Below are 15,773 nucleotides of genomic sequence, written 5' to 3'. Positions count from 1 at the left end.
TCCCACGCCCATCCCCTACTGTTGGACGCATGACCAACTCACCGTGGGTGAACTGGGCGGGCGATCAGCGCTGCCACCCCGCCGTCGTCGCGCACCCGCGGGACACCGCCGAGGTCGCCGCGCTGGTCACCGCCGCCGCCGCGCGCGGCCGGAACGTGCGGGTCGCGGGGGCGGGGCACTCCTTCACCGACGCCGTGCTCACCGACGGTGTGCTGCTCGACCTCTCGCGGATGAACCGGGTGCTGCACGTGGACCGCGCGGCCGGGCTGGCCCGGGTCCAGGCCGGGATCACGCTGCACGAGGCCAGCGCCGCGCTGCACACGCACGGCCTCGCCTTCCCCAACCTCGGCGACATCGACGTGCAGACCGTCGCGGGCGCCACCGCCACCGGCACGCACGGCACCGGCTCCCGGCTGCAGAACATCTCCGCCGCACTGCACTCCGTCGAGCTGGTGACCGCCGACGGCAGCGTGCTGGAGCTGAACGAGGAGACCGACCCGGACGGCTGGCGCGCGGCCAGGGTGAGCATCGGCGCGCTCGGCGTCGTCACCGCGGTGACATTGAAGCTGGTCCCCTCCTTCGTGCTCGCGGGCGTGGAGCGGCCGATTCCGCTGGAAGACGTGCTGGCCGAGTTGGATTCGCACGTGGACGGCAACGAGCACTTCGAGTTCTACATGTTCGGCCACAGCGCGCTGACCATGACCAAGCGCAACAACCGGACCGAGGCGGCCGAGCAGCCGCGCTCGCCCGCGGTGGACTGGCTGGACGGAATCCTGCTCTCCAACCACGTCTTCGACGCGCTCTGCCGGGTCGGCAGGCGGCGCCCCGCGCTGGTCCCGCTCATCCAGCGCACCGCAGCCAGGGCGGGCGGGCACCGGCGGAAGGTGGACCGCTCGTACCGGGTCTTCGCCACCCCGCGGCTGGTGCGCTTCACCGAGATGGAGTACGCGCTGCCGCGCGCGCACGGCGCGGCCGCCATCCGGGAGATCCGGGAGATCGCGCGGCGCTTCGACACCCCGATGCCGATCGAGGTGCGCTGGGTGGCGCCGGACGACGCCTTCCTCTCCCCCGCGGGCGGCAGGGAGACCTGCTACATCGCCGTGCACCAGTACCGGGACATGGAGTGGCGGCCGTACTTCCGCGCCTGCGAGGCGGTCTTCGCCCGCTACCAGGGCCGCCCGCACTGGGGGAAGCGGCACTTCCGCACCGCGGAGACGCTGCGCCCGCGCTACCCGGAGTGGGAGCGGTTCGCGGCGGTGCGCCGCAGGCTCGACCCGGAGGGGCTCTTCCGCAACGACTACCTGGACCGGGTGCTCGGCCCGGTCAACTGAGCAGGCCGCGCACCAGCTCGGGCACCGCGGTGCCGATGGGCTCGCGGATCACCTCGGCGGCGATCCGGTCGTAGGGGGTCGGCTCGGCATTGACGATCACCAGCTCGGCGCCCGCGTCGACGGCGACCGCGCAGAGCGAGGCGGCCGGCTCGACCTGCAGCGAGGAGCCGATGGCGAGGAAGAGCTCGCTGCGCTCGGCGATGGCGAGCGCGGCGGCGACCGTGCGCCGGTTCATCTGCTGGCCGAACATGATGGTCGCGGCCTTGAGCACGCCGCCGCAGCGCGGGCACGGCGGGTCCGGCTCGCCCGCCGCGACCCGCTCCAGCGCCGCGGCCATGGTGGTGGTGTACGGGCACTCGACGCACTCGACGCCGAACATGGTGCCGTGGATCTCCACCACCCGCTCCGGCGCCGAGCCCGCCTTCTGGTGCAGCCCGTCGACGTTCTGGGTGACGATGCCGATCTCCCTGCCCGCCCGCTCCAGCTCGACGAGCGCGCGGTGCGCGGCATTGGGCTCGGCGTGCCAGGCGGGGTTCTCCCGGCGGGCCTGCCAGGAGCGCACCCTGACCTCGGGGTCGCCGAGGTAGGCGTCGTAGGTGGTGAGCAGCTCGGCGATCGGGTTCTTCGTCCAGACGCCCTGCGGCCCGCGGAAGTCCGGGATGCCCGACCCGGTGGAGATACCGGCCCCGGTGAGGACGCCGATCCGGCGCGCCGTGCTCATGGTTTCCAGCCTATTGCAGCGCGCGCCGCTCGTCGGCGAAGCGCAGCTCCAGGGTGACCGGGATGATCTCGACCTCCAGCGCGGCGCGCAGCCGGGTGACGGCGTGGCCGAGGATGCGGCGGCGCAGCTCCGCGACGTCGGCGGCGGGCGCCGCGGTGACCAGCAGGTGCAGCTGCGGGGTGTCCGGGCCGCCGGAGAGCCAGGCCTCGGCGTTCCGCACGCCGGGGTAGCCCTCGATGTCGGCGGCCACCGGGGCCGCGGCGGTGCCCGAGCGCAGCACGGTGCGGCCGGTGCGGTCGTCGCCGCCGACCTGCCAGCCCACCGACTTCGGCATCCGGAAGGGCTGGGCGAGCAGCCAGCGCAGGCAGAGCAGCCCGAGCAGCGCGGCGCCCGCGATCACCGCGAGGAAGACCCAGGTCGCGGGCGCCGCGGTGCCGGGCACCAGCGGGGCTTCGGTGTCCACCCAGCTCAGCCCGCCGCTGTAGGCGGTGAGGGCGTAGCCGCCCGCGGCGAGCAGGGCGAGCCCCGCGAGCCCGAGTACCGCGCGGTTGACCGCCGCGGGCCGATTCATCCGATTCATGCTCCCTCTCCGATGTTCGCGCGGGGGACCTCCGGCGTCCGCAGCGAGGTGCGCACCCGGCGCACCGAGCGGGTCCCGATCTCCTGCAGCCGGTTCGTGACCCGGTCGCACACCGCCTCCGCGGTGCCCGCCGACTCCACCCGATCGGTGCTGGCCTTCACCTTCACCGAGCGCCTGCGCAACCGCACCCCGCGGGCGGTCACGCCGTCGACGGTCTCCGCGCTCTCCCGGACGGCGGCGCGCAGCCCGCGCCGGGAGACCCCGGCGCGCAGCCCCTCCTCGTCGACCAGCGGCACCAGCAGCGCGCGCCCCGGCCAGACCGCGGCGAGCAGCAGCACCCCGCCGAGCACCAGCGCGACCACGCCCGCGACGAGCACCGGCCCCTCGCCCCACTCGATCGCGTGCAGCTCGGTCGCGACCCGGTCGTAGGAGAGGTACTCGCGGGTGTCGGTGAGCCGCTGCACCAGCGAGACGATCACCGCCACCGCGGCGGCCAGCAGCACCAGGGCGAGCAGCACCGCGGGCACCACCCGGCGGGGCCGCCTGGTCACGACACCCGTCCCTGCGCCGGGGTGCCGTCGCCGGTCAGCACCGGCACCAGGATCTCGACCCTGGTCACCCGCAGCCCGGTGAGCTCGCCGACCCGAGCGGCCAGGTGCGCCCGGCAGGCGTCGGTGACCCGGCGGATCGGCTCGGGGTACCGGATCGGCACCTCGGCGTCGAGCCGGGTGTGGTCGCCGCGCACGACGGCCGCCACCCGGACCGGGCCGCCGATGCCCGGCACCTCGGTCGCCGCCCGCTCGGCGATCCGGCGCACCGCGCGCGGCGCCACCGTGGTGACCCCGCGCGCCTCCGGGGCGACCACCGCCGCGCTGCCGATCCCGGCCGCCTCCTGCGCGACCGGGACCGCGGCGGTCATCGCCCGCTCCGCCGCTGCGCCGAGCGGACCAGTTCGGCCACGTCGAGCTCGCCGTCGAGCCAGCGCCCGACCAGCAGCCCGATCGCACCGAAGAGCAGCACCACCACGAAGGCGCCGAACCCGCCGAAGGCGCCCGCGAAGCCGAGCGCGAGCCCGGCGAGCAGCCCGAGTGTCGTTCCGTTCACGGCTACTGCACCCGGCTCGGCGGGGCGGGCGCGTCCTCGTCGTCGCCCGGGATGAAGACATCGTTGACGTTGATGTTGACCTCGACCACCTCGAGCCCGGTCATCTGCTCGATCGCGGTGATCACATTGCGCCGCACCGCCCTGGCGATCTCGGCGATGGCGACGCCGTACTCCACCACGATCTCCACGTCGACCGCGGCCTGGGTCTCGCCGACCTCGACCGAGACGCCCTGGCCGACGCTGGCCGAGGCGCCGGGGATGCGGTCGCGCAGCGCGGCGAAGGCGCGGCTGGAGCCCGCCCCGAGCGCGTGCACCCCGCGCACCTCGCGCGCGGCCAGCCCGGCGATCTTCTGCACCACCATGTCGGCGATGGTGGTGGTGCCCTGGTCGGTCACCAGCGCGTTGGCCTTGCGGATCGGGTCCTTCTGCACGGTCTCGCCCGCTGCGGGCTTGGCCGCGTCGGCCTGGTTCTTCGGTTCGGTGATCGGTGCGGACATCGTTCCTCCTCTTGGGCTTTCGGGTTCACTGGGTTCGACCCGCGGGGGTGCGGGTTCGTCATGGGGATGTGATCGGTGTCACCTTCGTGAAGGCCGCGGCGTCCAGTTCGCAGACCACGAGCCGCAGCGCAGCGCCCGCCCACGCGGTTCCGGCGAGCGCCGCGCGGATGCCGCGCTCGGCGGCGGTGAGCAGCGGGGGCAGCGGCAGCGCCGCGGCGACGACGCGCACGGTGACCCGGCCGGGGGCGAGCTCGACGCCGTCGGCGCCCGGCCGGGGCAGCCAGGCGGGCCCGGCGGGGCCGATCGGCTGGGCCGGGCGCAGGCCGGGTACGGCGGCGACCGCCGCGGTCACCGCGCGGGCGAGGTCGCGGTCGCTCACGCGCCGACCTCGATGTCCAGGATGCTCACGAGGACCGCGGCGACCCGCTGCCCGGTGTGTTCGGCCAGCACCCTGGCGATCTCGCGCTGCACGGCGAGCCCGGCCGCGGCGGCGGGGCGCTCGGTGGAGAGCACCACGTCGACCTCGACGGTGATCCGGCCGTCGGCGTGGTTGCGCACCCTGACCCCGTCCGCGATCGCAGAGTCGCCACCGCCGAAGCGCTGCCTCCCGGTGCGCACCCAGGTCGAGACCAGGCCGCGCATGCCGGGCTCCAGCCGCAGCACGCCGGGCACCGCGAGCGCGGCGCGCGCCGCGACGGCCGCGAGCACCGCGGGCTCGACCACGACCTCGGTCACCGGCGTCATCGCGTGCCCCCCGTCGCACCGTCCGGGTCGACACCGTCCGCCGCGGGCCCGGCCCCGACATCGCCGGCGGCCCGGCCCCGCCGCGCGGCGGCGTCGTCCACGAAGAGGTCGGCGACGAGGACGTCCATCCGGTGCACCGAGACCCCGATCCCGCTGTTCAGCGCGGCGTTCACCCGCTCCCGGACCACCGGGAGCACATCGGCCACCGGCGTCCCGACGGCGAGCGCGAAGGCCAGCTCCACCTCCACCGCGGCCCGGCCGTCCGGCTCGACGCCGACCGGCTTGACCCGGCAGCGCCTGGTACGCACGCCGGGCACCGAATCGGCGGCGAAGCGCAGCACCGCGGCGACCGCGCGCTCGGAGACCTCGACCCCGCCGGGCTCCGGCGTGGCCAGCGGCATGGTCCGGCCGCGGCGCACCTCGGCCCGCACCGCGGACATGATCCTGGCGGTGAGGTCGGGCGGGGTCGGCTCCGGCTCGGCGATCAGCTCGGCGGTGGCGGCGCGCAGCGCGCGCAGGCTCTCCCGCGCGGTGCCGCAGTGCGGGCAGTGCGTCTCGTGCTCGTCGCCGAGCCCGGCGTCGACCGCGTCCAGCCGGTCCCACACCTGCTCCAGGTCGCGGCCGCAGGGCAGCAGGTACCCGGTGGCCTCGTGGTCTGCTGCGGAGTTCACCGCCATGGCTTCATCACCTCGGACAATTGCGCTCGGGCGCGGGCGATCCGGCCGCGCACCGCCGCGGGGCCCGCGCCCACCGCGTCGGCGATCTCCTCGTACGACAGCCCGTCCACCTCGCGCAGCAGCCAGCACGCGCGCTGCTCCGGGGTGAGCGTCGCCAGCGCCGCGTGCAGCGCGCCGAGCTGGCTGCTCACCTGGACAGCGTGCTCCGGCATGGTGTCGGTGCGCGGGGATTCGGCGGTCTCCGGGTCCAGCTCCGCCTGCGGGCGCCTGGCCCGGATGACGTTCAAGCACCGGTTGGTGGTCATCCGGTAGAGCCAGCCGACGAAGGCCGCCTCGTCCGCCAGCTGGTCCAGCCTGCGCCAGGCCGTGAGGAAGACCTCCTGCACGACGTCCTCGGCGTCCGCCCGGTCGGCGAGCACCCGCACCGCGAGCCGGAACATCCGCGCCTGGTACCGGAGCACCAGCTCCTCGTAGGCGCGGACATCCCCATCCTTGGCGCGCCCGACCAGCGTTGCCTCGTCCGGCGCGACGGTCTGCGAACTCGTCACGAAACCCTCCTGTGTCGTCCGTCGGACACGCCGCCGCGGAGATGCGTCACGGAGGATTCGCTGTGTTCTGTGTCACACGATGCTGCGGCGCGGTATTCCTCGCATGTCCGCAGGGGGTGTATCCAAACGTCCGGCGATCTCGCGTAGACACTGAGAGTGTTAGGCACTTATCATCTCATCTATACGCATTCGGCAGATCAAAGGAGATCGAATGACCGCCTCCGTCGCCGTCGACGACACCGACAAGCGCGTCCTTCCCCCGCGCCGGGCCATCGAGCCGGGCACCCGCATGTGGGACGAGACCGGGCTGGTCACCTTCTCGCTGACCGCGGGCTCCGCGTTCCTGCTGCAGACCATGGAGCCGACCATCTCCGCGGTGGTCGACGAGCACTCCACCTTCCGCACCGACCCCATGGGCCGCGCGCTCCGCAGCGTCTCCTCCGTGATGATGTGGGTCTACGGCGGCGACGAGGCGCTGGCCGAGGCCGACCGGCTGCGCGCGCTGCACGCCACCCTGAACACCACCGACGCGAGCGGCAAGCAGCACAAGGCGCTCTCCAGCGCGCCGTGGGCCTGGGTGCTGCACACCGGCACCTACGCCTTCTGCGCGAACTCGAAGTACTTCGCCCGCACGCCGCTACGGGACGAGGACAAGGACGCCTACTACCAGGAGGCGCTGCAGCTGCTGCGCAACTTCACGGTGGCGCCCAAGGAGATCCCGGCGACCTTCGCCGAGTTCGAGGAGTTCTTCGCCGACGCCGTCGAGAACAAGCTGGAAGCCACCCAGACCGCGCGCGACTACCTGAAGACGATTCAGAAGGTGGCGCCGCCGAAGGAGCTGCCGCGGCCGCTGCACCCGCTGTGGAACACGCTCTTCGCCCCGATCGGCAAGCTGCAGTACTTCTGCACCGTCGGCACCACCCCGGAGCCCGCCCGGCGCAAGCTCGGCCTCACCTGGACCGCCGCCGACGAGCGCAAGCTGAAGCTGATCGGCTGGGTCATCTCGCGCGGCACCCCGCTGCTGCCGGAGCGGCTGCGCTACTTCCCGATCGCCTACGAGGCGCGCAAGCTGGAGCGCGACCGGCAGCGGCTGCGCAAGGTGATCGACCTGCGGCCGATCTGATTCGCATCGCGCATCACCGAGCGCCCGGCGACCGGAGTTCCGGCCGCCGGGCGTTCGCGTGTCCGGGTATCCCTTACGCTACGACAGCGTTTCGGTATCGACCCGACAGCCGGACGTGGCACGTGCACCACGGCGATCGGACCCGATCGGCCCGAACCCCGGAAAGGCGTTTCCATGGCCCACAAGCCCACAGTGCTGTTCGTCTGCGTGCACAACGCGGGACGGTCGCAGATGGCGGCGGGATTCCTCACCGCGCTGGCGGGTGACCGGATCGAGGTGCGCTCCGCGGGCAGCGAGCCCGCGCAGGCGCTGAACCCCGCGGTGGTCGCCGCGATGGCCGAGGTCGGGATCGATATCGCCGACCGCACCCCGGCCCAGCTCACCGAGGAGGCCGTCGGGCTCTCCGACGTGGTGGTGACCATGGGCTGCGGCGACGCCTGCCCGTTCTTCCCCGGCATCAGCTACCGGGACTGGGTGCTGCCCGACCCGGCCGGGCAGCCGATCGAGGCGGTCCGCCCGATCCGCGACCACGTGCGCATCCTGGTGGAGAACCTGATCGCCGAGCTGGTGCCGACGCACACCCGCTGACGTCCGATTCGTTCAAGACCCGCGCCGCCGCGGCTTCGTAGGCTGGCCGCATGGATCTCCGACTCGACGCCATCGGCCTCGTCGTTGCCGACATGGCCGCCTCGCTCGCCTTCTACCGCCGCCTCGGCCTGGAATTCCCGGCGGGCGCCGAGCACGCGCCGCACGCGGAGGCGGAGCTCGGCGGTGGCTTCCGGCTCATGCTCGACGCCGAGGAGACGGTGCGCTCCTTCCAGCCCGACTGGCAGCCCCCGGCCACCGCGGGCCGCATCGGCCTCGCCGTCCGCTGCCCCGACCCGGCCGCCGTCGACAGCACCTACGCCGAGCTGGTCGCAGCGGGGGCGCACGGCGAGCTGAAGCCGTTCGACGCCCCGTGGGGGCAGCGCTACGCCTCGGTCCAGGACCCGGACGGGAACGGCGTCGACCTGTACGCCGCGCTCGACGGCTGAACCCGGGCCGCCGACCGCAGCAGGCGGGACCTCAGCGCGGGTCGCGGAGCAGGGCGCCCGGGGTGAGTCCGGTGAGCTCGCGGACCTCGCGGGTGAAGTGCGCCTGGTCGGCGTAACCTGCCCCGACCGCGCTCTCGGCCAGCGGAACCCCGGCACGGGCGCGGGCCAGCCCGCGCTGCAACCGCAGCACCCTGGCCAGCGTCTTGGGGCCGTAGCCGAAGGCGGCGAGCGAGCGGCGGTGCATGGTGCGCGGCGTCCAGCCCACGGACTCCGCGATGTCGCGCACCGAGCGCCCGGCCGACAGCGCCGCCACCACCCGGCCGAGCGCCGGATCCGGCGCGGGCCGCTCGGCGGCGCGGCGCAGCACGGCGGCCTCCAGCGCGGCAGCCGGGTCCGCGGCCGCCTCCAGCTCGGCGGCGAGCGCGCGGGCCGCCCGGGCGGGCCACAGCTCGGCCAGGTCGACCCGGCTGTCCCGCACCTCGGCGGCGGGCACCCCCAGCACGGCGGGTGCGGTGCCCGGCGCGAACCGGAAGCCGGTGAACGCGGCGCCGCCGGGCGCGGGGCGGTGCGCGACGGTATCCGGCCCGGCCACCACCAACCGGCCCGCGCTCCAGATCAGATCCATGCACCCGTCGGGCAGCACCGGCAGCTCGGACTCCGCGACCCCGACGCGCGCCCACAGCACCCCACCGGCCAGCCGCGCCCGCCGCTCCCGATACTCGGCCATGGCTGCGAGATTACGCCCGCTACCGCTCGGCGGGCGGCGCGGAGGAGCGCGGCACCACCCGCACGAACGGCTGCCCCTCCGGCGGCACCCGGTGCTCCGGGTCGGCGCAGCCGACGGTGAGCTCGGCGTTCGGCGCGGCGGAGAAGGTCCACAGCGTCATCCACTCCTGGCCGCCCGCCTCCTCCTTCTTCTTCACCTCGGAGGAGTGCAGATCCTCGTAGCGCCCGGTGCCGTCGGTCACCGTGCAGCGCAGCGCCGCGGCGCCCGCGCCCCAGGCGGCGGGCACCCGGATCTCCAGCACCGAGCCGGGCGGCATGGTGGCGGTGCCGGTCTCGTCGATCGGGATCTGCACCGTGCCCGCCGGGTCGGTGAACGGAACCGCGGTGGTCGACGCGGGAGCCGCGCTGCCGGTCGCGCCGGAATCCGTGGCGCCGGTCGGCGCCTCGCCGTCCCTGACCTCGTCCGAGCAGGCGGCCAGCGCCGCCGCCGCGAGGACGGGCACCAGGAGCCGGGTCAAGCGGAACTTCACGGATCGACCTCCCTGCAACGTTTCCCACCTTCCCGCCTCACCATGCCGCAGAAAGCGGCAATTACCGAGCGAATCGCCGGACATCATGTGAAAATCCTTGTGCCGGGGCTAATTACCCCCGAAGGCATACCTCTGGCGAACTCTTCGCATCCAGGTAGCGAGCGATCGGAGCGGCGAGCGCCCGATTCGAGAAATGTTTGCCAGAATATTGCTCGGGTAGTGAGGCAGTAGCTGATCAGCGTTTTTCCGACCGGACCGCCCGGAGACCGAGGAGAAATCGTGAGCGAAGCGACGCTGGAAGCCCTGATCGGGCACACCGTGTACGACCGCGACGGCGAGAAGATCGGCAAGGTTCGCCGCCTGTACCTGGACAACGCCACCGGCGCCCCCACCTGGATGGCGGTCTCTGCCGGGCTCTTCGCGGGCGACGCGCTCATTCCGCTGATCGGCGCCAGGCACCAGGAGGCCAGCTCCTCGATCCAGGTGAGCGTGGTCAGGGGCGCCGTCCGCACCGCCCCGTACCTGGACGAGGACGGGCACATCAGCGGCGAGGCCGAGCGCGAACTCCTCGTGCACTACGGGCTGGAGGAGGGCAAGCCCGCCCCCACCGAGTACCGCCCGCGGCACGCGCGACCCGAGGACCCCGCCATCGAGGCGGGCGGCGACGAGCCGCTCACCTACGGCACGCCGGACCCCACCCGCCGGGAAGAAGAGCCCTCGTAGCCGGTCCGCACGCGCAGGCGGGCGGCGCGGCCGGGGCCATCGGACCCCGCACGCGCCGCCCGCGGCGGGTTCAGGACTTGCCGAGCGCCTTCTGCAGCTCGGCCTTGCTCATCTTCGAGCGCCCCTGGATGTTCTTCTTCCGCGCCTCGTCGTAGAGCTGGTCGCGGGTGAGCCCCTTGGGCCGGTTCGTGCCGGAGCGCTGCCCGCCGCGCTGCTGAGGCGACTTGTCCCGCACCGACGAGCGGCTCGCCGTCTTGGTCTCCCCCGCTTGCGCGCGGTTCTTGTTCACCGTGCGCGCGGCGACCTCCTTCGCCCGCTTCGTGCTCGCCCCGCGCTCCTTCGCGGAGTCCTTGACGTGCTCGTACTGCCGTTCCTGCTTGTCGGTCCATTCCTTCGGCATGTCGCACCTCCTTGCCACCGCGGTACCCGTCGGCCGCGCGGCGAACCCGGGGCGGCCGGGTCACGAAAAGGTTTCGGGAAATCCGCGCTCGGGTAACCAACTGAAATGACAGCGATCCGCAACCACACCCGAATCCTGGGGCTGGAACGCGGAACCGCGGTGCTCGCCTTCGTGACCTGCTCCACCTTCGCGTGCGGTATCGCAGCTCTGACCCAGTCCGTCCTCACCGGCCTGCTCGCGGCGTTCGGTCTGCTGGCCGCGCTCCTGCTCACCCTCGGCACGCTGCCGGGCGAGATCGCCCGCTAGGGCCACTGCTGGTAGGTCGTCGGCACCCGGCGCACGCCGCGGCCCACCTCCCCGATCAGGTCGTCGTAGGCGTCGGCCAGGTCGGTGACCAGCATGCCGAGTTCGTAGCGCTCGTCCTCCGACCCGGCCGCCGAGTACGCCTGCGCGCAGTACGAGGCCAGCCGGTCGACCACCTCGCCCACCGTCTCGGTGTGCCGCGCGGCCCCGCCGTGCGGCACCGGGACGACCCGGGCGATCCAGCGGTCGATCGCCATCACCAGCCTGCCGCGGTGGCCGTCGATCTCGCCGTTGCCCCCGACCTCGGAGCCGAGCCGCGCCTCGTGCAGCGCCGCGAGTTCACCCGCCGCCTCCAGCATGGGATGGTCCCGATGCGGAAATCCCCGGAGCGCCGCGACGAGCGAATCCTTGTCCGGCAGAGCGTGGTTCACCACCACCCCCGGCCCGCACGCCGACCGCAACGCTCGTCCGTTCTGCCGGGGACACGCACCCGGGACAACCACACCACGACACAGACGTATACCGGAGTTACCTCCCCGCCGCCGATCCCGAGCCGGACACTGCAACCAACTCGTAGCGAAACGCCCGGTCCGGAACTATGCTCGCGCCGCCCCGCCGACCGCGGGGTCGGCGGCGGGCCGCGCGGGCGCGACGGCGGGCTCCGGCACCCGCGCCGCCGCGGTCGCCCCGCGGCGCCCGGTCGCCAGGAAGAGCACCACCAGCAGGACGCCGAGCCAGACGTAGGTGTCGCCGACGAGGTGCTGCACCGGGGTCCAGTCGTACTCCCGGTCCTCCCCGCCGGGGAGCCAGTTCTGCGGCCCGTAGACGAAGACCGCCGCCGTCGCCGCGGTCACCGCGAACCAGCAGGCGCCGCGGCGCCACGGCAGCGTGCCCGCGTAGCAGGCCATGCCGAAGAGCGCGGGCCCGATCCACACCCAGTGGTGCGACCAGGAGATCGGCGAGACCAGCAGGGTGAAGACCGCGTTGATCGCCAGCGCCAGCGCCGGGACGTGCGCCGCCCTGCGCATGGCCGCCACCACCAGCGCCAGCAGCACCGCCGCGCAGGCCAGCCAGAGCACGGTGAAGACCGGCTCCGGCACCTGCAGCCGGGAGAGCACGCCCTGGATCGACTGGTTGGTGTGGAACGCCGAGCCGCTCAGCCCGTCGACATTGCCCATCCCGCCGAACCAGTACTCGAAGGACTCCGCGGGCAGGATCGCGAAGCCGAGCAGCGTCGCCACCGCGCCGGAGATCGCGGCGGTGAACGCCGCCTTGTAGTCCTTGCGGACCAGGAAGTAGAGCACGAAGGCGGCCGGGGTCAGCTTGATCGCGGCGGCGATGCCGACCAGCATGCCGCGCCGCCAGCGCGGCTTCGCGGTCAGGCAGTCGGCGGCGACCAGCACCATGAGCAGCAGGTTCACCTGCCCGAAGTCGAGCGTGGAGCGGGTCGGCTCCAGCAGCATGGCCAGCGGGGTCGCGGTGGCGGTGGCCAGCAGGGCGAGCTCGAGCGTGGCGCGGTCCGGCCAGAAGCGCCGGGCGACCAGGTAGAGCGTCAGCGCCAGCGCGGCGGTCGAGGTGACGAAGAAGGCGAAGGCCGCCGCGTCCCACGGCAGCAGCGCGAACGGCGCCAGCACCAGCGCCGCGAACGGCGGGTAGATGAAGGGCAGGCTGATGCCGAGCGTGGTCTGCGGCAGCTCCCCGTACATGTCGCCGCCGCTGCGCAGCGCCTCCACCCCGAGCCGGTAGACCTGCAGGTCGATGAAGCCCCGGGAGATCTCCTCGATCGGCCAGATCGGCTGGGTCAGGCACAGCGTGGCCAGCACGGTCGTCAGCACCGGCGCGAGCCAGGCGACACGCCACAGACGGGGGCGCGGCCTCGGCACGGCACGGTCGGCGGCGGAACTAGTCATCCGCGGCGACTATACCGACCTGGTTCCGGCCGCTCGACGGGCACCGAGCGGTGCGTGCCCGAATCGTCCGGTTCGCCCGCGGGCCCGGTCAATACCGTTCCGAGCGGGCGCTTTTCACCCCTCCGAACTGCGGCGCAGCTTGTAGAGTGACGGCGAACCACAGCGAGGAGGGGGCGCATGGCGCCGGTGGGGAACGACCGGGAGCGGGAACCGCTGCGCTTCGTCACGATGGGGCTGGGCTGGGATCCGGTCCGCGACGGCGTGTGGTCCGGCGGGTTCCGGCCCGAGATCGACCTCAACGCCGCCGCCCTGCTCTACGCGGGCCGCCGGTTCACCGACATCGCCTACCACGAGCAGCTGCTCTCCTCCGACGGCGCCGTTCGGCTGCTCGGCGACAACCTCACCGGCCACGGCGCGGGCGACGACGAGGTCATCACCATCGACCTCACCCGCATCGCGGCGCCGATCACCAGCATCCTGCTGCTGGTCACCTCGTACTCCGGCCAGGTGTTCGACGTCATCGAGAACGGCTTCTGCCGCCTCGTCGACGGCCTGACCCGGCGCGAGATCGCCCGCTTCCCACTGCCCGCCGGGCCGCACCACACCGGTTTCGTGCTCGGCAGGCTGCACCGCGACGACGGGAGCTGGCAGTTCCACGTCATCGCCGCCGCCATCCCCGCCCGGCACCCGGCCGAGGCCGTCCCGCAGCTGGGGCAGTTCCTGACCTGACGGGTCAGCCCGGCTCCGGCTCCTCCAGCTGCTCCGCGATCGTCTCCAGCCTGGCCTCGGCATTGCTGCCGTCCAGCTGCCCGGCGAAGGCCGCCCGCGCCGCCGCGATCAGCGTCCCGTCCACCTCCGGGTAGGTCTCCGCGATCCGGATCAGCGCCGCGCTCGTCTGCACGTCCAGCGCCGAGCCGGGGTGCAGCCCGCCCCCGGTCGTCACCGACGCCAGCTCGCGCTCGAAGTCGGCCCGCAGCTCGTCCGCCCCCGGATGTACCACCTCGGTCATCGTTACCTCCTCGTCGCTCTCAGGAGTGTCCCGAACGGGGTGTCCCATGCGCCCGGAATGCGCGAAAACGGTGCACGCCACGAACCGACCGCCCCGCATTCCGAGTGTGTAACAGGTCACCCCGGTCCCGCGACGGGTAGCTCGTGAAACTCAGCAGGGGTGGCAACGCACCCGTTCCGACCGATACCCTCGCCGTCGCGCTCGCCTGGCGCGGGGGCGAGGTCGATCCGCAGGCGCTGCTCGTGGACGCGAGCGGCCGGATCCGGACGGACGACGACTTCGTCTTCTACAACGCCCCGAAGCATCCGTCCGGTGCGGTGACGCTGCGTGAGGCGAGCGGCGCGGGCGCCGCGCTCGAGGTGGCGCTGCCGAAGGTCGAGCCGTCGGTGCAGCGGATCGTGATCACCGGTTCGGTGGACACCGGCAGCTTCCGCGATGTCGCCGGGCTGGCGGTGGTGGTCTCGGCGGCGGACGTGCCGCTCTTCGAGCTCGACCTCGACCAGGGCGAGAGCGTGAGCGCCGTGATCTTCGGCGAGTTCTACCGCCGCGGCGACGGGTGGAAGTTCCGCAATGTCACCCAGGGGTGGGACAGCGGGCTGCGCGGCCTGGCCGAGGAGTTCGGCGTCGGCATCGACGACGATCCGGCACCGCCCGGCAACGCGTCGGCTCCCGCGCAGCCCAGCGGTGGGCCCGCACCCGCCCCACCCGGCGGTACACCAGCGCCCGCCCCGCCCGCTGTCGCTCCCGACTGGTACACCGACGCGCAGGATCCGTCCCGGATCCGCTGGTGGGACGGCACCCGCTGGGCGGACGAGACCCGCCCGGTCATCCCGATCGCCCCCGGCGTCTGCAGCCGCTGCGGCCGCGCCACCCGGGTGCCCCGCTTCGGCGCTCCCCCGCCGTGCCGCTGGTGCGAGAACGACGTCTCCGGCTTCCTCGGAATGTGGCGCAGCCAGGTGTGGCAGGTGCTCACCGCGACCGGCCCGCATGGCCCGGCCTGGGACGACCTGTGGGTCGCGCTCCGCTTCCAGCGCATCGACGCGGCGACCGGGAGCGCGGCGCTGCGCCCGCTCGCCGTCGCGCACCTGGAGCGCGTGGTCACCTTCGCCTTCGCCGACGGCGAGATCGAGGAGCACGAGCTGACCGGCTTCGACGCGGCGGTCGGAGCCCTGCGGCGCGGCTGCGACCTCGGCCCCGCGGCCGCGCACATCGAGCAGCTGCGACAGCGCATGCTGCGCGGACGCAGCCTCACCCAGGTCAGGGCGGGCGAGCTGCCCCGCGTGCAGCGGCCGGGGCTGCACCTGGAACTGGACGAGGTGGTGCACGTGGACGTCGCCGCCGAGCAGATCCGCTACCTGGCGAGCGGGCCGCGGCAACAGTCCGGGCGGTTGATCGGCAGCAACCGGAAACTGCGCTTCGTCGGCGCGGGCTCCGGCACCGAGCTGCCCTGGTCCAAGATCGTGTCGGTGGGCCACGAGTACGGCAGCGTCGTCATCGCGGCGACCACCGCCCGCGGCGGCGGGACCTACCGCGTGCCCGACCCCGACTACGTGGCCGCGGTGCTCGAGGGCGCGCTCCGCGTCGCGAAACGCCTGGTCATCGCCCCCGGCAGGCGTGACACCAGGGCCATCCCGCAGCACATGAAGAGCGAGGTGTGGCGGCGCGACGGCGGCCGCTGCGTGGAATGCGGCGCCGAGCACTACCTGGAGTTCGACCACGTGATCCCGCTCAGCCGGGGCGGCGCCACCAGCGTGGGCAACCTGCAGATCCTCTGCCGTGGCTGCAATCTCGCGAAGGGCGCGCGGATCTGAGG

The 15,773-nt window shown here is 73.5% G+C and carries 24 protein-coding genes; 8 read left to right on the top strand and 16 right to left on the bottom strand.

The features are described from left to right. Window positions 1-29: 29 nt before the first annotated feature. Window positions 30-1,331: a D-arabinono-1,4-lactone oxidase gene (locus tag ACFUUZ_RS13560; RefSeq protein WP_378695806.1), complete on the top strand. Its 1,302-nt coding sequence runs from the start codon at window positions 30-32 to the stop codon at window positions 1,329-1,331. Here ACFUUZ_RS13560 and ACFUUZ_RS13555 read toward each other — a convergent pair. The 10 genes from ACFUUZ_RS13555 to ACFUUZ_RS13510 are packed head-to-tail and all read right to left on the bottom strand — an operon-like array spanning window position 1,324 to window position 6,202. Beyond that, a complete protein-coding gene (locus ACFUUZ_RS13555; protein ID WP_378695804.1) occupies window positions 1,324-2,052 on the bottom strand; it encodes an NAD-dependent deacetylase in 729 nt (242 codons plus the stop codon). The two genes, ACFUUZ_RS13560 and ACFUUZ_RS13555, sit on opposite strands and share 8 nt — an antisense overlap. Window positions 2,053-2,062: 10 nt before the next feature. Next, the gene (locus ACFUUZ_RS13550; RefSeq protein ID WP_378695802.1) at window positions 2,063-2,623 is read right to left on the bottom strand and encodes an alkaline shock response membrane anchor protein AmaP; all 561 of its coding nucleotides are present in this window, start codon (window positions 2,621-2,623) and stop codon (window positions 2,063-2,065) included. Between the two features lie 5 nt (window positions 2,624-2,628). Next, a complete protein-coding gene (locus ACFUUZ_RS13545) occupies window positions 2,629-3,183 on the bottom strand; it encodes a DUF6286 domain-containing protein (RefSeq protein ID WP_378695800.1) in 555 nt (184 codons plus the stop codon). Next, window positions 3,180-3,551, bottom strand: a complete 372-nt coding sequence (locus ACFUUZ_RS13540; protein ID WP_378695798.1) for an Asp23/Gls24 family envelope stress response protein — start codon at window positions 3,549-3,551, stop codon at window positions 3,180-3,182. Before ACFUUZ_RS13540 ends, ACFUUZ_RS13545 begins: the two co-directional genes overlap by 4 nt. After that, on the bottom strand, window positions 3,548-3,736 hold the full coding sequence (locus tag ACFUUZ_RS13535; RefSeq protein WP_378695796.1) for a hypothetical protein: 189 nt from the start codon (window positions 3,734-3,736) through the stop codon (window positions 3,548-3,550). The genes ACFUUZ_RS13540 and ACFUUZ_RS13535 overlap by 4 nt, the downstream gene beginning before the upstream one ends. Window positions 3,737-3,738: 2 nt before the next feature. After that, window positions 3,739-4,233: an Asp23/Gls24 family envelope stress response protein gene (locus tag ACFUUZ_RS13530; protein ID WP_378695794.1), complete on the bottom strand. Its 495-nt coding sequence runs from the start codon at window positions 4,231-4,233 to the stop codon at window positions 3,739-3,741. A gap of 58 nt (window positions 4,234-4,291) precedes the next feature. Further along, the gene (locus ACFUUZ_RS13525; RefSeq protein ID WP_378695792.1) at window positions 4,292-4,612 is read right to left on the bottom strand and encodes a hypothetical protein; all 321 of its coding nucleotides are present in this window, start codon (window positions 4,610-4,612) and stop codon (window positions 4,292-4,294) included. Beyond that, window positions 4,609-4,977, bottom strand: a complete 369-nt coding sequence (locus ACFUUZ_RS13520) for an Asp23/Gls24 family envelope stress response protein (RefSeq protein ID WP_378695790.1) — start codon at window positions 4,975-4,977, stop codon at window positions 4,609-4,611. Before ACFUUZ_RS13520 ends, ACFUUZ_RS13525 begins: the two co-directional genes overlap by 4 nt. Beyond that, window positions 4,974-5,654, bottom strand: a complete 681-nt coding sequence (locus ACFUUZ_RS13515) for an anti-sigma factor family protein (RefSeq protein ID WP_378695788.1) — start codon at window positions 5,652-5,654, stop codon at window positions 4,974-4,976. Before ACFUUZ_RS13515 ends, ACFUUZ_RS13520 begins: the two co-directional genes overlap by 4 nt. Continuing rightward, window positions 5,645-6,202 carry an RNA polymerase sigma factor gene (locus ACFUUZ_RS13510; RefSeq protein ID WP_378695786.1) on the bottom strand — a complete coding sequence of 186 codons (558 nt, stop codon included), beginning with the start codon at window positions 6,200-6,202 and terminating at the stop codon, window positions 5,645-5,647. Before ACFUUZ_RS13510 ends, ACFUUZ_RS13515 begins: the two co-directional genes overlap by 10 nt. 211 nt (window positions 6,203-6,413) lie before the next feature. On the opposite strand from ACFUUZ_RS13510, the gene ACFUUZ_RS13505 reads away from it, so the two are divergent. The 3 genes from ACFUUZ_RS13505 to ACFUUZ_RS13495 all read left to right on the top strand — a co-directional run bounded on the left by ACFUUZ_RS13505 (window position 6,414) and on the right by ACFUUZ_RS13495 (window position 8,359). Continuing rightward, window positions 6,414-7,325 carry an oxygenase MpaB family protein gene (locus tag ACFUUZ_RS13505; protein WP_378695784.1) on the top strand — a complete coding sequence of 304 codons (912 nt, stop codon included), beginning with the start codon at window positions 6,414-6,416 and terminating at the stop codon, window positions 7,323-7,325. Between the two features lie 174 nt (window positions 7,326-7,499). After that, entirely contained in the window at window positions 7,500-7,913 is a 414-nt protein-coding gene (locus ACFUUZ_RS13500) for an arsenate reductase ArsC (RefSeq protein ID WP_378695782.1), read from the top strand. Between the two features lie 50 nt (window positions 7,914-7,963). Then, the gene (locus ACFUUZ_RS13495; RefSeq protein WP_378695780.1) at window positions 7,964-8,359 is read left to right on the top strand and encodes a VOC family protein; all 396 of its coding nucleotides are present in this window, start codon (window positions 7,964-7,966) and stop codon (window positions 8,357-8,359) included. Window positions 8,360-8,390: 31 nt separating this feature from the next. On the opposite strand, the gene ACFUUZ_RS13490 is transcribed toward ACFUUZ_RS13495, so the two are convergent. Continuing rightward, window positions 8,391-9,086 carry a helix-turn-helix domain-containing protein gene (locus ACFUUZ_RS13490; protein WP_378695778.1) on the bottom strand — a complete coding sequence of 232 codons (696 nt, stop codon included), beginning with the start codon at window positions 9,084-9,086 and terminating at the stop codon, window positions 8,391-8,393. Between the two features lie 19 nt (window positions 9,087-9,105). Continuing rightward, on the bottom strand, window positions 9,106-9,615 hold the full coding sequence (locus ACFUUZ_RS13485; protein WP_378695776.1) for a hypothetical protein: 510 nt from the start codon (window positions 9,613-9,615) through the stop codon (window positions 9,106-9,108). Window positions 9,616-9,894: 279 nt separating this feature from the next. Here ACFUUZ_RS13485 and ACFUUZ_RS13480 point away from each other — a divergent pair, with 279 nt between their 5' ends. After that, window positions 9,895-10,338, top strand: coding sequence for a PRC-barrel domain-containing protein (locus tag ACFUUZ_RS13480; protein ID WP_378695774.1), 444 nt, complete (start codon window positions 9,895-9,897; stop codon window positions 10,336-10,338). A 70-nt stretch (window positions 10,339-10,408) separates the two neighbouring features. On the opposite strand, the gene ACFUUZ_RS13475 is transcribed toward ACFUUZ_RS13480, so the two are convergent. Beyond that, window positions 10,409-10,738, bottom strand: a complete 330-nt coding sequence (locus tag ACFUUZ_RS13475; protein WP_378695772.1) for a plasmid stabilization protein — start codon at window positions 10,736-10,738, stop codon at window positions 10,409-10,411. A gap of 105 nt (window positions 10,739-10,843) precedes the next feature. Between ACFUUZ_RS13475 and ACFUUZ_RS13470 the strand changes: the two genes are divergently transcribed. Further along, window positions 10,844-11,044, top strand: a complete 201-nt coding sequence (locus tag ACFUUZ_RS13470) for a hypothetical protein (RefSeq protein WP_378695770.1) — start codon at window positions 10,844-10,846, stop codon at window positions 11,042-11,044. On the opposite strand, the gene ACFUUZ_RS13465 is transcribed toward ACFUUZ_RS13470, so the two are convergent. Both ACFUUZ_RS13465 and ACFUUZ_RS13460 read right to left on the bottom strand, forming a co-directional pair. Further along, window positions 11,041-11,472: a DUF4254 domain-containing protein gene (locus tag ACFUUZ_RS13465; protein ID WP_378695768.1), complete on the bottom strand. Its 432-nt coding sequence runs from the start codon at window positions 11,470-11,472 to the stop codon at window positions 11,041-11,043. The two genes, ACFUUZ_RS13470 and ACFUUZ_RS13465, sit on opposite strands and share 4 nt — an antisense overlap. A 165-nt stretch (window positions 11,473-11,637) precedes the next feature. Further along, window positions 11,638-12,951 carry a glycosyltransferase 87 family protein gene (locus ACFUUZ_RS13460; protein ID WP_378695766.1) on the bottom strand — a complete coding sequence of 438 codons (1,314 nt, stop codon included), beginning with the start codon at window positions 12,949-12,951 and terminating at the stop codon, window positions 11,638-11,640. 177 nt (window positions 12,952-13,128) lie between these two features. Here ACFUUZ_RS13460 and ACFUUZ_RS13455 point away from each other — a divergent pair, with 177 nt between their 5' ends. Continuing rightward, on the top strand, window positions 13,129-13,680 hold the full coding sequence (locus ACFUUZ_RS13455) for a TerD family protein (RefSeq protein ID WP_378695764.1): 552 nt from the start codon (window positions 13,129-13,131) through the stop codon (window positions 13,678-13,680). A 4-nt stretch (window positions 13,681-13,684) separates the two neighbouring features. On the opposite strand, the gene ACFUUZ_RS13450 is transcribed toward ACFUUZ_RS13455, so the two are convergent. Next, entirely contained in the window at window positions 13,685-13,960 is a 276-nt protein-coding gene (locus ACFUUZ_RS13450; protein WP_378695762.1) for a hypothetical protein, read from the bottom strand. A gap of 143 nt (window positions 13,961-14,103) precedes the next feature. Between ACFUUZ_RS13450 and ACFUUZ_RS13445 the strand changes: the two genes are divergently transcribed. After that, window positions 14,104-15,771, top strand: coding sequence for a TerD family protein (locus ACFUUZ_RS13445; protein WP_378695760.1), 1,668 nt, complete (start codon window positions 14,104-14,106; stop codon window positions 15,769-15,771). The last annotated feature ends 2 nt before the right edge of the window (window positions 15,772-15,773 follow it).

The sequence above is a fragment of the Nocardia sp. NPDC057353 genome, from assembly GCF_042667085.1.
GTDB lineage: Bacteria > Actinomycetota > Actinomycetes > Mycobacteriales > Mycobacteriaceae > Nocardia.
The sequence above is the reverse complement of the archived record's forward strand: the minus strand, read 5'-3'. Positions and strand labels throughout refer to the sequence as shown.

Coding starts and splice junctions, on each gene's coding strand:
- ACFUUZ_RS13560 (WP_378695806.1), top strand. CDS start 30: ATGACCAACTCACCGTGGGTGAACTGGGCGGGCGATCAGCGCTGCCAC.
- ACFUUZ_RS13555 (WP_378695804.1), bottom strand. CDS start 2,052: ATGAGCACGGCGCGCCGGATCGGCGTCCTCACCGGGGCCGGTATCTCC.
- ACFUUZ_RS13550 (WP_378695802.1), bottom strand. CDS start 2,623: ATGAATCGGCCCGCGGCGGTCAACCGCGCGGTACTCGGGCTCGCGGGG.
- ACFUUZ_RS13540 (WP_378695798.1), bottom strand. CDS start 3,551: ATGACCGCCGCGGTCCCGGTCGCGCAGGAGGCGGCCGGGATCGGCAGC.
- ACFUUZ_RS13530 (WP_378695794.1), bottom strand. CDS start 4,233: ATGTCCGCACCGATCACCGAACCGAAGAACCAGGCCGACGCGGCCAAG.
- ACFUUZ_RS13520 (WP_378695790.1), bottom strand. CDS start 4,977: ATGACGCCGGTGACCGAGGTCGTGGTCGAGCCCGCGGTGCTCGCGGCC.
- ACFUUZ_RS13515 (WP_378695788.1), bottom strand. CDS start 5,654: ATGGCGGTGAACTCCGCAGCAGACCACGAGGCCACCGGGTACCTGCTG.
- ACFUUZ_RS13505 (WP_378695784.1), top strand. CDS start 6,414: ATGACCGCCTCCGTCGCCGTCGACGACACCGACAAGCGCGTCCTTCCC.
- ACFUUZ_RS13500 (WP_378695782.1), top strand. CDS start 7,500: ATGGCCCACAAGCCCACAGTGCTGTTCGTCTGCGTGCACAACGCGGGA.
- ACFUUZ_RS13495 (WP_378695780.1), top strand. CDS start 7,964: ATGGATCTCCGACTCGACGCCATCGGCCTCGTCGTTGCCGACATGGCC.
- ACFUUZ_RS13490 (WP_378695778.1), bottom strand. CDS start 9,086: ATGGCCGAGTATCGGGAGCGGCGGGCGCGGCTGGCCGGTGGGGTGCTG.
- ACFUUZ_RS13475 (WP_378695772.1), bottom strand. CDS start 10,738: ATGCCGAAGGAATGGACCGACAAGCAGGAACGGCAGTACGAGCACGTC.
- ACFUUZ_RS13470 (WP_378695770.1), top strand. CDS start 10,844: ATGACAGCGATCCGCAACCACACCCGAATCCTGGGGCTGGAACGCGGA.
- ACFUUZ_RS13460 (WP_378695766.1), bottom strand. CDS start 12,951: ATGACTAGTTCCGCCGCCGACCGTGCCGTGCCGAGGCCGCGCCCCCGT.
- ACFUUZ_RS13455 (WP_378695764.1), top strand. CDS start 13,129: ATGGCGCCGGTGGGGAACGACCGGGAGCGGGAACCGCTGCGCTTCGTC.
- ACFUUZ_RS13450 (WP_378695762.1), bottom strand. CDS start 13,960: ATGACCGAGGTGGTACATCCGGGGGCGGACGAGCTGCGGGCCGACTTC.